The following is a 14,149-nucleotide window of genomic DNA, read 5'->3' as shown; positions in this document are numbered from 1 at the left end:
CTACGCGGAAGCCTTGGTCTACGGTTGAACGCCGAACAGGGATACCGCATTTCTATAGAGTATTCTCTCCAGATCCTCAGTTCCGAGAGAGGCTTCCTCGTAGGATCCCGCTATAAACCCCGGATGGATCAGATCCAGGTCGGTGCCGAATAGAATACGCTCCGCGCCGGCGATCCCCACCGAACGCCCCACCTTGTCTGTTTCCAGCCCGCTGCAGCAGAACTCCATGTAGACGTTCTCGGTATCCCTGATGACTTCGGCGGCCTCTCTCCAGGCATCCGCGCCGCCGTGTCCCATGATGAACGGCAGTTCGGGGCACTCGCGCGCTACAGACTGAATCTGAGACGGCGTCCCCGCGCCATAGGTGTGTATCAGCACAGGCCTGCGGTATTTCTCAATCTCGCGCAGGAGAGCCAGGGTCTTGGCGGAGTTGATCCCGAGTCTGCAGTACGCCGGATGAATCTTCACCCCGACGAAGTTCGGCCGCGCCAGGTATTCCTCGAGCTCTGCACAAGAGGCTTCGAAGTAGTTCGGATTGACGGTAACATACCCGAGCAGTTCCGGGTGGCCTTGAATGGCATCGGCCATCTGCTTGTTCCCCTCCCGAAAATCATAGACGATCGCGTAACTGGATGACATGATAGTCTTGTTGATGCCACGCCGCCGCATGAGTTCGAGAGAGTACTCGATCCCCCCCCGCCTCATCGGGAACGGCCACTTGCCGTAGTGCGAGTGCACGTCAATGATCGGAATGCCCTCAAAGGGATGATCCAGACTCAAGCTCAAGTCACGAACGCCGATTCCCAGGATGCGCCTCAGGTTGCCGCCGAATATCAGGGTCTTCTGATCATCCGTCAACTCGGCTTCCGCTACGCCATTGAGCGAGGCACGCATCGAGAGCGACGGGCTGTTCGATCCATACACCACCCGATCGGCCCCAATGGCATCGACCGTAACCCGCATTGAATCAGGCGTATCGTTGATCTGCGCCTCCAGGAGCATGCTCGGATGTTCGCGGGCCGCGGCTATGCCCTCGGCGAGATTGAAGTACCCCACCCCTGTGACGATCACGGGCACGGTGGTATCCTTGATTGCAGCCAGCACATCGGTAGGGCCGCCCGCACCCGCGCCGGACACTATCAGGGGCATGCCGAGGCGCTCGCACTCCGCCATAATCGGCTTGGACAATATGGAGTTTATCTTCCATCCTTGCTGCTCTGGAAAGAGCCTCAAGGCGACAAAACCCTCGCTCCTTCGCCTGCCGATCTCCTCCAATACGCCCAGGTGGCGACGGGGATCCACGGTCGCCACCGGCACCAACTCCGGGTTCGCCCGACAGACGGCCAGCGTCTCGTCGTTGCCTTCCGTGAAGTCGTATGCAACCCCCTTGAGCGAGTAGGCTAGAGCCGCCGCAACACCATACCGGCTCATCAAGGACTTCAGCTTCTCCACCGACACATCGGTATCTCGATACGGCATCGAGCCGAAATGCGTATCCGAGTCTATCACCTGGTAGTTCATGCTTCTCTCCGTGCGAAGTGGTGCGCGACCTTTCGGACAGCAGCGACTATGTCATCCACATCCCGGTCGGTGTAGAACTCGTTGCAGGCGAGAATGACGATAGTCCTCAGAATCTCCATCGTGTTGGGGCAATCGCTCTCCCTGTATTCGCGCTTGTTGGCACGGTGACAGGTGAAGGGACATCCGGAGTCGCCGTAGGTCATGGTGTCCAGAAATATCGGGTTCATATATATAGGCTTGCCGATGTACCCAACACCGGCCGGAATCCCTTCCTTCGTGAGAGCCTGGCCGAACTCGACCGGAGTGCACGTCAGCGCCGATTCGTCAATCGTTATCGCGTACTGCCACCAGGAATGCTTGCAGCCTTCCCTCACGACCGGAACCTTGACGCCGGGCGCATCCGAGATGCCTCTCGTAATCGCCTCAGCGATCTTCCTGCGCCTGCGCACGACATCTTCGACCTTCCCGACCTGCGCGGAGGCCACCGCGCCGGTGAGCTCGTTCATACGGTAGTTGATGCCCAGAAACGGGTAGTCGCGAGCGCCGGGCTCCCTGGGCCATCCCTTGTCCGAGAACAGGGCGGCTCTCCGCCCCAGGTCATCATCGTTCGTTACAGTGATCCCACCGTCGCCGGATGCCATGTGCTTCGACTGCTGCAAGCTGAAGCAACCAATGTCTCCCATCGTGCCCACGAGACGACCCTTGTACTCCGCAAGGTATGCCTGGCAGCAGTCCTCGATCACCTTCAGATTGTGTCTGCGCGCGATCTCCAGAATCGGGTCCATATCGGCGGACTGACCGAAAAGATGCACGACAATGATCGCCTTGGTCTTCTCGGTTATCCGCTCCTCAATGCTCTCCGGAAGCATGGTATACGTCTTCGGATCGAGATCCGCGAACACGGGTATGGCATTCTGAAAGAGTATGCCGACCAGAGTGCCCATATCGGTGATCGGAGCCGTGATGATCTCATCCCCCGGATTTGGATTGACCGCTCCGACCGCTATGTGTATGGCGGAAGTGCCGGATGTGGAGGCCACCGAGTGCTTGACCCCGAGCATCTTCGAGAAATCCTCTTCGAACTTCATCACGAACTTACCGCCGTACCGGAACAGATTGCCCGATTCAATAGCTTCTCGAAGATTCAACAACTCCTCTTCGCCGAAACCGCGACCGGACTTCCCGCTCACCGAAGGCAGTGGGTCCGTGCGAACCGGCGTGCCGCCGTCTATCGCCAGTCTCTCCCCGTTCAATGCAGCCACCTCGCATCGTCTGATTTGCGCGGGCGTCGCCGCCCGCATGTCTGGAGTTAGGTTACAGATGCCGCCACAAAAGTCCTCTGCCGAATACTGAACCCGCAGGCGATCAGTCGAGACTGAGGCCCCGGTCGGGAGAACCGGGGCCTCAGGACTTGGGTATGAGGTGACGAGCCACCGATGACGTCTATGCCGCCTTGCGCGGCTCGAACTTCGGCTTGTAGTTCTCGCACTTGTACGAAGCTGAGCTGTCCTGCGGGGACTCAGCCTCAGAGAGGTAGACGTAATCCCCTGAAACCGAGCAGCGCTGGTATGCCTCATCATACAGACCGCAGTCCACGCACCTTCGGAGAACCGTCCAACAGACGGCACACCTCATGCTGCCGACCAGTTCTATGCGGCCGCATAGTGGGCAATGGATATACACTTCCTTGAATCCGTGATCGTCCTTCCGAAGTGCGCATCTGAGCCTGTTGCAGAAGCCCTCCAGTTCTCGGAAAGCCGTGTCACACGTGCTCAACAACTGGTTCATCTCGTCCATCTTGAGATACTCGATGAGCCGCTCGTCGGCCAACTCCGCAAGCTGGTCCGCCGCCTTCTCCAACGCCTGAACGTGCTGCTTGGAGGTTTGTGCCTTGAACGGCTTCGTCTTCTTCTGCGCCTTCCCGATCTGCTTCAGCATCTCCTCGATCACGCGGATGGGCACGCGCAGGAAGGCTTCGGTCTTGGCAGGAACTTCGCGGATCGCGTCCAGAATCTTCTGCGTCTCGCCCACTGAGAGATTCTCGTCCTTGATCTTTCGCAGAAGGCGAGACTGCAGCGACCGATCCGAGTTGAGGCTCTTGAGAAGCCGGGCATGGGCCTCGCTGAATGACGCGCCGGATGAGCCATTGAAAGATTCGACGAGTTCGCGCTGAACCTCGTCCGGAAGTTCTAGAAGTTCAAGATGCCGGCGGAGCGTACTCTCGCTCACTCCCAGCGTCTTTGCACACCTGTCCCACGTCATGAAACTGAGCAGGCTCTCAATAGCCTTTGCGCGGTCAATCGGGTTCAGGTCCTCCCGCTGGAAGTTCTCCAGGAGCGCGTCCGCGGCGGCGTCTTCATCGGTCATATCGCGCACCACCGCCGGAATCTCACTCAGTCCGGCAAGTTGGCTAGCTCGGTATCGGCGCTCACCCATCACTATCTCATACTTGCCGTCCTTTGGCCGCACAACAATCGGTTCCAGAACGCCGCGCTCCCTAATTGACTGCGCCAGTTCCTCCAGACTGCTCTCATAGAAGGTCTGTCTGGGCTGTTTGCTGTTCGTGGTGATCTGTTCGATGCTGATACTCTGCAAGTTTGCACCCCCAAGCGTCCCCGGAGCCAAGACTCCCAAATGATATTATCGGACGGTCCAGTTCTTCTGATAGCCCTTGCCCCGCCTACTGGCCAAAAAACGGCATTTCTACCGGGTTCATGGGGTAGTACTGGCGCGCTAGAATCCCGCGCGCGAGAGTGTGGTTCGAACCGTCATGGCGCCGCCTACGAACCGCACCGTGACGGCACCGTGGTGATCGGTACGGTATATTCGCACTCCACGCGCTTCCAGTCGCGACAGAACCTCTCTCTGAGGGTGGCCAAAGGAGTTGCTGCGCCCGACGCTAATCACCGCAATCTTCGGCCGAGCAGCATCGAGCCAGTCAGCGGAGGTTGCATCGTTGCCGCCATGGTGACCGATCTTGAGCACGTCGCACTTCACGTTCATCCCCGACCGCATGATGTCCATCTCGGCATCATATTCCGCATCACCCGCGAACAGGATGCGATGCCCCTGGGATGAGAAGCGAAGCACCACTGAGCCGTTGTTGACATCATCCTGAGTGCCCGACAGCCGCTGGCTAGGCGGATTCAGCACTTCAGCCTTTGCTCCGTCGCCGAGGTCAAGCGTCTGACCTCTTACGGCCTGCCGGTAGAGAGCTCCACGATCCTTCACCACCTGCAGAAACTCACTGTAGAGGGGCGAAGGATGCGGGATGCACGGATCGAGCACCATACCGACCCGAAACTCGCGCACCACTGCAACGAGTCCCGACAGATGATCCGCATGGGGATGGCTAAGCACCAGCACATCAATGCGATTCACTCCCTTTCGCCTGAGAAACGGCGCGATGACGTTATACCCGACGTCGCTTCCACCGTCAGTCCCACCATCAATGAGCATCGTGCGACCCGAAGGGGTGCGCAGGAAGGCACAGTCTCCCTGACCGACGCTCAGGAACGCAATCTCGAGTGCATCGCCCCCGTGGACAACGAAGACCCTTAGAAGCGCCCAGCCCACGGTCAGCAGGATCAGCAGACCTGCGACTAGCAGTCCCTTACGAGGCATTCTGGTGTCTGTCATTATCACGAACCGGGCCGTGTCTGCGGCGATGAGTCAACTCCACCAACACCATGAGGCCGACATAGTAGGCCAGAATCACTATCCATGACGGTGATCGGACCGACCACGATGCCCACCACAGGTCGCCCATCACCGTCACGACCCAGAGCATCGAGCCCGCCGTCCACGAACTGAACACCGCCAGCGACGGTCCAAGCAATGGTATCCAAGAAGCGCTCAACGAAGCCAAGCCGAAGGCCGTCAACGCCACCACGAGAAGCGCCACCGCCGCATTCGCCGCGATTGACACGACCGAGACATAGTTGAAATAGTACGCCGTGATCGGCGCGGAGCCGACCGTCGCGGCGGCTGAGAGAGTCACGGCCGCGAACACATTCCTCCACGCCCAGATGCCGCCCCTCGCCACCGCACTCTTCACCCCGCCGGAGTTCTGGGATGGCGAGGACACCATCAGCCGCTCCAGAAACGGCGCTATCGTGATGATTGCAAGCACCGCGGCAAACGAGAGCTGAAATCCGACATCGTACAGATTGAGCGGGTTCGCGCCGAGGATCACCAGCCCCGACAACAGCACGATGTTCAACAGATCAGGAGACCGCCACAGGAGATACGCCGATAGAGACGCCGTCACCATGGCCGTGGCCCGCACGATCGAAGGACCCATGCCCACAAGCAGCGCGAAGGCCCACAGCAGCGCAATGAGCAGGATGTGCATCCACGCCCTTGGAACGGTCAGCCTGCGCAATATCCATCGGAATATCAGGAGGATCACGCCGCAGTTGTATCCGGAAGCCGCGAGCAGGTGCATGGTCCCTGTGCGCATGAAGGCTGACTGCACTCCGAGCGGCAACGAAGCGTAGTTGCCGAGCAGGACTCCGATCAGCAAACTACCCCTGTCGCCAGGCAGCATTCGCGCAATCCTGCCCATGATGGCATGCTTCATCACAGCCGCGAGGTGTCTGACGCCACCTCCGGCGAACCCAACGCGAGATATGTCACCGGTCGAGGCAGAGAGCGTGCAGTATATACCCCTCCGCATGAGGTAATCTCCGTAGGACCCGGAATCCGGGTTGGCGGCAGGGCCGGGAACTCGGAGCCGGCCGTGAACCATCACCCGGTCCCCGTGGAAGGGAACGTAGCCCGAACCGGACTCCTCCCAACTTGACCGGTAGATGGAAACCATCGCCCTTCCGGTAACCGGGTATCGGCTCGTGTAGGTCTCTGCCGATTCCGCGCGGACGACGAACCTCACGCTGCCGTCATCCCGCGGCTCAGGGTCGGAGACGATAACCCCTGTGACATGGACCATCTTCCCTTCGGCGAGACGCGATACGTCGTCCGCAGGCACCACCCAAGCGGCGGAAGTCCTGAGCATGCCAAGCAGAAACACTCCGGCAGCGAGCAGTGCCACGGCGCGGGGCAGCTTCCCGGTCGGCATGACGGCCGCCGCCAGGACGAGGGTCGTTCCGAGGAGCAGAGCAACTGAGGGAGGCAGACGCGTCTCGGCCGATAGAACGATACCGGCTATGTACACGACTGCGATTGGAAACAGCGGCCGCCTATGGAGGTTCATGCGAACCTCACAGCTTCACAAATGGACGCATCTTCTCGAGGGTCTTCGGGCCGATGCCCTTGACCTCCTCCAACTCGTCCACCGACTTGAATCCGCCGTGTTCGCGCCGATACTCAAGGATTCTTCCGGACATCGCGGGGCCTACACCCGGGAGCTTCTGGAGTTCTTGCTCACCTGCACTGTTGACACTGACCGTACCGTCGCCAGGATTCTTGAACTTGTCCGATGCCGACGCGGTCGCTCCAGCCGAAGGTGCCGGCGGCTTCCCGCCCGGCCCGGGATCGCCTCCCCTCACAACGGAAGTGGCCGGGGCCGGCGTCTTGCCTTTGAGGGCGATGTACACCTGCTGACCGTCCGAGAGCTTCTCGGCGAGGTTTATCGTCTCCAGGTCGGCACCCGAGGTAGCGCCACCTGCCGCCTCTATCGCGTCCTCAACTCTAGTACCAGGCTCCAGATCGTAGACGCCCGGCTTCGCCACTTCTCCCGCAACGTGAATGCGGAATGCCGGCGGGTCGTCCGGAGCCTCCTCCGCAATCACCGTCTCGACGCCACCCCCGTTCGGCTCGATCAAGCGCACGGGTCCTGTGATCGAACCGGCAGCACGAGATCTAGCCAAGTTCACGACGGACGCGGTGATACCGGCGGCGAGGATGAGGACAAGCACCACGATCTGAGGGCGCTTGTATGCAGGCATTGCGACTACACCTCCAACAGGAAGGGCATGAGATGTTTTTTCACGGCATTCTATCACCTGGGGCGGCGCAGCGCAATGACGCATGTGGCACTGGGCTGCCTGCACAACGATCCGATCGGGGACCGGCCGGACAGTCTCTGAAGACCAGGACCCCGAAGTTCTTCGGTTGATGGAATACTCCCGGCGACAGCGACCAGGCCAGGAACTGATCGTCTTCCACCCCCGGGCCAAGACGGTCTATGCGGAAGAAGTTCACCCGCCAAGAATCGCCATCCCGTGGAGGTGAGTTCGTGGCGCGTCCCTTGAACTCAGTCCATGGGATCGCGTACTCCGCCGTCCACCCACGGTCCACGTCCGTCCGATCGTCCACGGTTCCGTAGACCTTGACGCCGGTGTGCAGACCCAGCACGTTGTACTTGTTGCTAATGGAAGCGCGCCCCTGCCAACCCGCCGCAATGACCATCAGGTCCGCAACAGTGTTCCTAGGGCTGACATTGACCTCCCAGTAGTGCCGTCCCGTCCAGTCGGGGTCGATGAACATCTCGGCCGCCTCCTCAACGTAGATCGGATCGTCGCGCTTCGTATAGGTGCCCCAGATGTCATTGTCCTCAAACTCGAAGGCGACATACAGACACCGATCGTCCCAGAGCGCTCTGACGTACGTCGCGTGAACAGGCTTGTATCCGGCCTGGAAGCACTCCGTGAAGCCACTACCTACCGCCGCGAACGCCCACTCCTTCTCACCGATCACACCGTCAATACGCATGCAGGACGGCGCCCGGTACACGTCGAGATACGACCACTGGTTGGGGCTGACAATCTGCGGCTCTACGGTCACCACCACCTGACCGATCGCCAACAACGCAATAAGGAAAGCTATCATGCCAATCACTCCCTTCACCTCAACCGAGAACAAGAATCGCAAGCAACACAGCCCGAACTCACCGCGGCGACACATGCCCCATCTGAAGGACGCCGACGGATGGCGAGCGAGAGCTACTCTCGGTATAGCCAGCTCTCTGCAGCCCGAAGAAGCTCGATCACCTGCTCATCGGTGGTCTGTTCGAAATGATAGTACCATGAACCGACAGCGTAGAACGGTTCCGGCGTCTCCAGCACGATAAGATCCTCCACTTCGGTTCTGAGGCGCGAGACCGCGTCTGGAGGAGCGACCGGCACCGCGATCGCAACCGTACTCGGCTCATGAGAATAAGCCTCGCGGGCGGCGGCCGCGATCGTTGCACCGGTGGCGATACCGTCATCAACCAGCAGCACCGACTTCCCCTTCAGAGACGGAAAAGGCCGACCGCTTCTGTACACGACCCTCCGGCGAGCAATCTCCTCTCTCTGGAGGGCCACCTCCTCACTGATGTAGGATTCGCTGACACCAAGATGGCGGATCGCCTCCTCGTCGAGTACAACGATGTTCTCGCCGGCGACTGCCCCGACTGCCAGTTCAGACTGACCAGGCGCGCCGATCTTGCGCGGGATGATCACATCGAGCGGCGCCCCCAGTGCAGCTGCAACTTCATACCCGACGACAACGCCGCCTCGCGGAATCGCCAGCACGATGGCATCCGGGGCATCGTAATCCCGCAGTCTACCAGCAAGCCTTCGCCCCGCGTCAACGCGATTGTCGAAGATCATACCGAACTCCCATGGTTCAGGGTGCCAATAGCATTTGAGAAGCGCGCCAAGAAAAGAGCATCCAACGCGGTCCAGGAACTCATTCGGTCAGCGCCTCGGAAGAGACCTCCTCAAACTGCATATCGTACAGTTTCGCATAGACGCCGCCACTATCGAGCAGTTCCTGATGCGTGCCACGCTCCACGATCTCTCCTCCCTCGATCACGAGTATCATGTCCGCCTCGACGATCGTGGAGAGCCTATGAGCTATCACGAAAGACGTCCGCCCCCTCAGCAATTCCCTCAACGCCTGCTGGATGATTACCTCGGTCTGCGTGTCCACGCTCGACGTCGCCTCGTCGAGAATCAAGATTCGAGGATCCGCCAGAAGAGCCCTGGCGAATGAGACCAACTGCTTCTGCCCCGAGGACAGCTTCGTGCCGCCTTCGCGAACATCGGTCTCGTATTTCTGGGGCAGTTCCATGATGAACTCGTGCAAGCCGACCGTCATCGCCACGGCCTCGACCTCTTGATCCGTCGCTTCAAGCCGCCCGTAGCGGATGTTTTCCTTGATGCTCCCCGGAAAGAGGAACGCGTCCTGCAACACCACGCCCATCTGTCGGCGAAGCGACCTGATCGTAACCTCGCGGACGTCGTGACCATCGATGGTGATGCTTCCACCCCGGATGTCGTACTGGCGGCCGAGCAGGTTTATGATCGTTGTCTTGCCCGCGCCGGTCGGGCCGACGAAGGCGACGGTCTGCCCCGGGGCGACATCGAAGCTGACGTCCCTGAGGATCGGCGTCTCATCATAGGCGAAGTCCACCTTCTTGAACTCGACGTATCCATTGATCTGCGGAAGGTCCTTCGCGCTGGGTGAATCCTTGATCTCCTGCTCGGTGTCGAGGATATCGAAGATGCGCTCGGCACCGGCCATCGCGCCCTGCATGGTCTGGTAGAGGGTGCTCATGTCTCGGATAGGCGCATAGAAGAGATTCATGTAGGCGGCGAACTCTACGAGCACGCCAATGGTGAGCACCCCCGCGATGACCTGCAGTCCCCCGTACCAGTAGACCGCGCAGATGCCGCACATGGTCAGCACGGTGATCAACGGGCCGAAGACCGCTTGAATCCTGGCAGCATACAGGACGGCCTGCCGGTTATCTTGGTTGACCTGCTTGAACCGGCGCAGGTTCTCGCCTTCCCGCGAGAACGATTTGACTACACGCACGCCCGACACGTTCTCGGCCACCGATGCGGTGACGGTCGCGACCTTCCTGCGAACGTCCCGATACGCCAGCCTCGCCTTGGCCCGGAAGAGACTCGTCACGATCGCCATGACAGGCACCAGGGAGAAGGTGATGAGCGCCAGTTGCAGGTTCTCCCGTACCAGAATGACCACGATGCCGACGACCATGAAGATATCCGTGATGATCGACAGCGTGCTCGATGTGAGCAGGTCGTTGACGGCATCTACGTCGCTGGTAAGACGCGCGATAATCCGACCGATCTCACGTTTGTCAAAGAAGCTGAGAGATAGATTCTGCAGGTGAGAGAAGACGGTGTGGCGGATATCGTGCAGCACACTCTGACCCAACCTCTGGACGACGATCGTCTGTATTACCTGGAAGACCCAGCGCACGGCGAAAACACCGAGGTACATCAGCGCGACTCTGACCACGACATCCATGTCGCGCTTTCCGATTCCCTCGTCGATCGCCATCTTCCACAGCTTCGGCTGTATCAGTCCGATGCCAGAGGTAGCTAGTACCACAATGGCTGCAAGGGTCAGCAGGCCTTTGTAGGGTTTGACAAAGACGAGCGCTTTGCGCGCCAGCCTCGGATCAAACGCTTTCCCCAGTATTTCATCGTCGTATACGTGCTTGGCCATCTATTCCTCTCCACCGAACTGGAGACGGTAGATCTCTCTGTAGAGGCCGCCCTTCGCGAGCAGTTCCCTGTGCGTACCCATCTCGACCACGCGTCCCTTGTCGAGGACGACGATCTTGTTCGCTCGCTGGACGGTTGATATCCGCTGGGCGATGACGAACGTCGTGCGGGACTCGGTGAGCGATACGAGCGCCTTCTGGATGAGCAGTTCAGTCTCGGTATCAACGCTTGAGGTGGAGTCGTCCATGATCAGGATCGGCGGGTTCATCAGCAGTGCGCGGGCTATCGAGAACCGCTGTTTCTGACCGCCCGAGAGGTTGACCCCCCGCTCGCCGATCTGAGTCTCATATCCCTCAGGGAGTCCCTCGATGAAGTCGTGGATATTCGCCGACTTCGCCGCCTCGATGACTTCCTCCAGGTCGGCATCGGGCTTTCCGTAGGCGATATTCTCCTTCGCCGTGTCGCCGAAGAGAAACGTCTCCTGCGCGACGATACCGATGTGCTTGCGGAGGGACTTCAGCTTGTAGTCCCTGATGTCTACACCATCGATGAGGATCGCCCCTTCGGTCACATCATAGAACCTCGGCAGCAGGTTGATTATCGTGCTCTTGCCGGACCCAGTAGGACCCACGAAGGCGACCATCTCACCCGGCTGTACATCGAGGCTGACGTTGCTAAGCACCTTGCTCCCGTCATCGTAGCTAAACGACACATCGCGGAACTCAACACATCCAGTGCAGGTAGAGAGCACCTTCGTCCCGTCCTTCACGTGCGCTTCAGGGTGAGTATCCAGAATCTCGAAGACTCGGTCCGCCGCCGCGACGGCGTTCTGAGTCATGTTGACGATCCAGCCCGACATCCGCACAGAGCCGATCAGCCGCATCAGGTACGCATTGAATGCCAGCAGTTCGCCGAGCTTCAGCGTCCCGTTGACGACCTGCTTTCCGCCGTACCAGAGTATCAAAGTCGTGGCAACCGCCGTCGTGAAATCCATGAAGGGCATGTACTTAGCGGAGACCACCGCCGTCTCCATATTCCGCTCGAGCAGAGCGTAGGACTGCTTGTCGAACTTCTCGATCTCGTGGTCCTCACGCGCAAACGCCTTCACTACCCGGATGCCCATGAGGTTCTGCTGGATGGCGGTCGTCATATCGCCGCGCTGGTTCTGGACTGCGGTGTAGAGCGGACGGATCGTCCCGCCGAACTTGAAGACCGCCGCGATCAGGAACGGCGATGTGGACAGGGCTACCAGCGCGAGTCTCCAGTTCATCAGGATACAGATGGTAAGCACCCCCAGGAACACGAGGGTATCGGTCACCAGGTGGGTGATGCCGTGACCCAGAAAGCGACTGAGCGCCTGCACGTCGGAAGTCGCCCTCGAGATAAGCTGGCCGGTCTCCGCCTCATCATGGTAGCTGAACGAGAGCCTCTGTATGTGGTCGAAAAGCCTGTTACGGATATCGTAGATCGTCTTCTGGGCGGTAAACTCCGTGAAGTACTGCTGCCCGAACCGAAACACCCCCGTGACGGTCGCCAGGACGACAATCCCCAGAGCGTAGTATGGGAGCATGTGGTAGCGACCGCCCTTGAGGGCATCGTCGACAATGAGCCTAATCAGTTGGGGAGCGAGTAGTTCGAGGCCGGCGACAGTGATCAGGCAGGCGACGGTCAGAAGCAACCAATGCCAGTACCTGAGGGCAAATGTTAGTAATCTTCTGACGGTACGCATAACAAACTCCGCCTGCAACGTTAGACGAGAAACAGAGAACCGTAGGCCAGCGTTGTCAGAGTTCCGGGGGCTACGATCCGCAGCTCATGCGTTGACTTTCCTTTGTGATATTCCCCAGACAGATCGAATCTCCCTCCGTGACATCCGCCGTCAGCACCGCTCGAAAGACTCCGCATCTCAGGACAGATGAAAACCGCATTGCCATGACGAACCCTCTTCTGAATGTCAACCGACTTGTCGGGAAGGGAGCGTACCGTCAATGGCTAGACGCAGTCTGCTTGTGCCCATCTTGATAGCTCTGTGGATCGCCACCGGTCCTTTGCACGCCCAGTCTGACCGCACTTACCCTGAGGTAGGCCCGGGTCTGCAGTACACCCACGAGCGGATCGGCGACGTACCCTGGGCGATACACGTTCTCAAGATTGACCGTCGCTCTCCAGACTTCCGGCTGATCTCCACGCTCGGGCAGGGTACGATCTACGGGCTCAGCGGAATCAGTAAGCATGTGGCTTCGGTGCCCTCGGACCTCGGGACGCCGGCTGCCGCCATCAACGGCGACTTCTACCGGATAGCCGTCGGTCCGTATCAGGGTGATCCGACCGGCCTCCAGATAGTGCTCGGCGAGCTCGTAAGCGCTCCGACCGGGCCCAGCTTCTGGATAGACCCATCCGGCAGGCCTCAGATCGGCGAGGTCCTGTCGCAGATGAAGATCACCTGGCCGGACGGGAGCACGACCCCTATCGGGCTGAACGAGGAGCGCAGGGATGACGCAGCGGTTCTCTACACGCCGACGCTCGGCCCGTCCACCCGCACAACCGGCGGCCGGGAGTTGGTGCTCGAACGCGTCGAGGACCCGTGGCTCCCCATCCGCCCGGGACAAATGTGCAGGGCGCGGGTGCGCGAGGCGAAGGAGAGCAGTGATACGTCGCTCACGCCGGACACGATGATCCTGTCGCTCGGGCCTAAGCTCATGGAGACCGTCCCGTCGGTGAAGGCCGGCGACATCGTCCGTCTCACCATCGCCACATCGCCCGACCTCACCGGCGTGGATGTGGCGGTCGGCGGCGGACCGATCCTCGTGGCGAAGGGGAAGAAGATGCCGTTCGGGCCGAACGAGCCCCGCCACCCACGGACGATGATCGGGTGGAACGCGCACTACCTCTTCTTCGTGGTAGTGGACGGGCGGCAGCCGAGTCTCTCCGCGGGGATGACGAATGCGGAGATGGCCTCTCTCATGCGGCGGCTCGGGTGCACGGACGCGATGAACCTGGACGGCGGAGGGTCCTCAACATTCTGGCTCGGCGGCAGGGTGATGAACGTCCCATCCGACGGACGCGAGCGCAGCCTCGCGAACGCGCTGATCCTGCTCAGAAAGCCCCCGGCTGCTCCGTCCGAATAGCCGAATGCGGTGCCGCTGTTACTCGATGCCGCGTTGAGCGTCCCAACGGCTCGTCGGGAAGCCCCGATTCCTTTTCGG

General features: G+C 60.0%; 11 protein-coding genes. 1 reads left to right on the top strand and 10 read right to left on the bottom strand.

All coding sequences use genetic code 11. The features are described from left to right. Positions 1-18: 18 nt before the first annotated feature. From KBC96_11310 to KBC96_11265, 10 genes are all read right to left on the bottom strand, one after another. Positions 19-1,521 (bottom strand): amidohydrolase family protein, encoded by a 1,503-nt coding sequence (locus KBC96_11310; protein ID MBP6964983.1) that lies wholly within the window; start codon positions 1,519-1,521, stop codon positions 19-21. Beyond that, positions 1,518-2,822, bottom strand: coding sequence for a DegT/DnrJ/EryC1/StrS family aminotransferase (locus KBC96_11305; protein ID MBP6964982.1), 1,305 nt, complete (start codon positions 2,820-2,822; stop codon positions 1,518-1,520). Before KBC96_11305 ends, KBC96_11310 begins: the two co-directional genes overlap by 4 nt. 142 nt (positions 2,823-2,964) lie before the next feature. After that, on the bottom strand, positions 2,965-4,116 hold the full coding sequence (locus tag KBC96_11300) for a ParB/RepB/Spo0J family partition protein (protein ID MBP6964981.1): 1,152 nt from the start codon (positions 4,114-4,116) through the stop codon (positions 2,965-2,967). Positions 4,117-4,254: 138 nt separating this feature from the next. Next, positions 4,255-5,160: an MBL fold metallo-hydrolase gene (locus tag KBC96_11295; GenBank protein ID MBP6964980.1), complete on the bottom strand. Its 906-nt coding sequence runs from the start codon at positions 5,158-5,160 to the stop codon at positions 4,255-4,257. Then, positions 5,135-6,733 (bottom strand): ComEC family competence protein, encoded by a 1,599-nt coding sequence (locus tag KBC96_11290; protein ID MBP6964979.1) that lies wholly within the window; start codon positions 6,731-6,733, stop codon positions 5,135-5,137. The genes KBC96_11295 and KBC96_11290 overlap by 26 nt, the downstream gene beginning before the upstream one ends. Before the next feature lie 7 nt (positions 6,734-6,740). Beyond that, positions 6,741-7,427 carry a helix-hairpin-helix domain-containing protein gene (locus KBC96_11285; GenBank protein ID MBP6964978.1) on the bottom strand — a complete coding sequence of 229 codons (687 nt, stop codon included), beginning with the start codon at positions 7,425-7,427 and terminating at the stop codon, positions 6,741-6,743. Positions 7,428-7,467: 40 nt separating this feature from the next. Next, positions 7,468-8,310 (bottom strand): carbohydrate-binding family 9-like protein, encoded by an 843-nt coding sequence (locus KBC96_11280; GenBank protein MBP6964977.1) that lies wholly within the window; start codon positions 8,308-8,310, stop codon positions 7,468-7,470. 113 nt (positions 8,311-8,423) lie between these two features. Further along, positions 8,424-9,074 carry a phosphoribosyltransferase gene (locus KBC96_11275; GenBank protein MBP6964976.1) on the bottom strand — a complete coding sequence of 217 codons (651 nt, stop codon included), beginning with the start codon at positions 9,072-9,074 and terminating at the stop codon, positions 8,424-8,426. 79 nt (positions 9,075-9,153) lie between these two features. Beyond that, positions 9,154-10,944 (bottom strand): ABC transporter ATP-binding protein, encoded by a 1,791-nt coding sequence (locus KBC96_11270; GenBank protein ID MBP6964975.1) that lies wholly within the window; start codon positions 10,942-10,944, stop codon positions 9,154-9,156. Next, on the bottom strand, positions 10,945-12,672 hold the full coding sequence (locus KBC96_11265) for an ABC transporter ATP-binding protein (protein ID MBP6964974.1): 1,728 nt from the start codon (positions 12,670-12,672) through the stop codon (positions 10,945-10,947). 259 nt (positions 12,673-12,931) lie between these two features. On the opposite strand from KBC96_11265, the gene KBC96_11260 reads away from it, so the two are divergent. After that, on the top strand, positions 12,932-14,071 hold the full coding sequence (locus tag KBC96_11260; GenBank protein ID MBP6964973.1) for a phosphodiester glycosidase family protein: 1,140 nt from the start codon (positions 12,932-12,934) through the stop codon (positions 14,069-14,071). Positions 14,072-14,149 lie beyond the last annotated feature (78 nt).

This window comes from Armatimonadota bacterium (assembly GCA_017993055.1).
Taxonomy (GTDB): domain Bacteria; phylum Armatimonadota; class UBA5829; order DTJY01; family DTJY01; genus JAGONM01.
The sequence above is the reverse complement of the archived record's forward strand: the minus strand, read 5'-3'. Positions and strand labels throughout refer to the sequence as shown.

Excerpts from the sequence above, each read along its gene's own strand:
- KBC96_11260 (MBP6964973.1), top strand. The coding sequence starts at position 12,932 with ATGGCTAGACGCAGTCTGCTTGTGCCCATCTTGATAGCTCTGTGGATC.
- KBC96_11280 (MBP6964977.1), bottom strand. The coding sequence starts at position 8,310 with ATGATAGCTTTCCTTATTGCGTTGTTGGCGATCGGTCAGGTGGTGGTG.
- KBC96_11285 (MBP6964978.1), bottom strand. The coding sequence starts at position 7,427 with ATGCCTGCATACAAGCGCCCTCAGATCGTGGTGCTTGTCCTCATCCTC.
- KBC96_11310 (MBP6964983.1), bottom strand. The coding sequence starts at position 1,521 with ATGAACTACCAGGTGATAGACTCGGATACGCATTTCGGCTCGATGCCG.
- KBC96_11270 (MBP6964975.1), bottom strand. The coding sequence starts at position 10,944 with ATGGCCAAGCACGTATACGACGATGAAATACTGGGGAAAGCGTTTGAT.
- KBC96_11305 (MBP6964982.1), bottom strand. The coding sequence starts at position 2,822 with ATGCGGGCGGCGACGCCCGCGCAAATCAGACGATGCGAGGTGGCTGCA.
- KBC96_11295 (MBP6964980.1), bottom strand. The coding sequence starts at position 5,160 with ATGACAGACACCAGAATGCCTCGTAAGGGACTGCTAGTCGCAGGTCTG.
- KBC96_11290 (MBP6964979.1), bottom strand. The coding sequence starts at position 6,733 with ATGAACCTCCATAGGCGGCCGCTGTTTCCAATCGCAGTCGTGTACATA.
- KBC96_11265 (MBP6964974.1), bottom strand. The coding sequence starts at position 12,672 with ATGCGTACCGTCAGAAGATTACTAACATTTGCCCTCAGGTACTGGCAT.
- KBC96_11275 (MBP6964976.1), bottom strand. The coding sequence starts at position 9,074 with ATGATCTTCGACAATCGCGTTGACGCGGGGCGAAGGCTTGCTGGTAGA.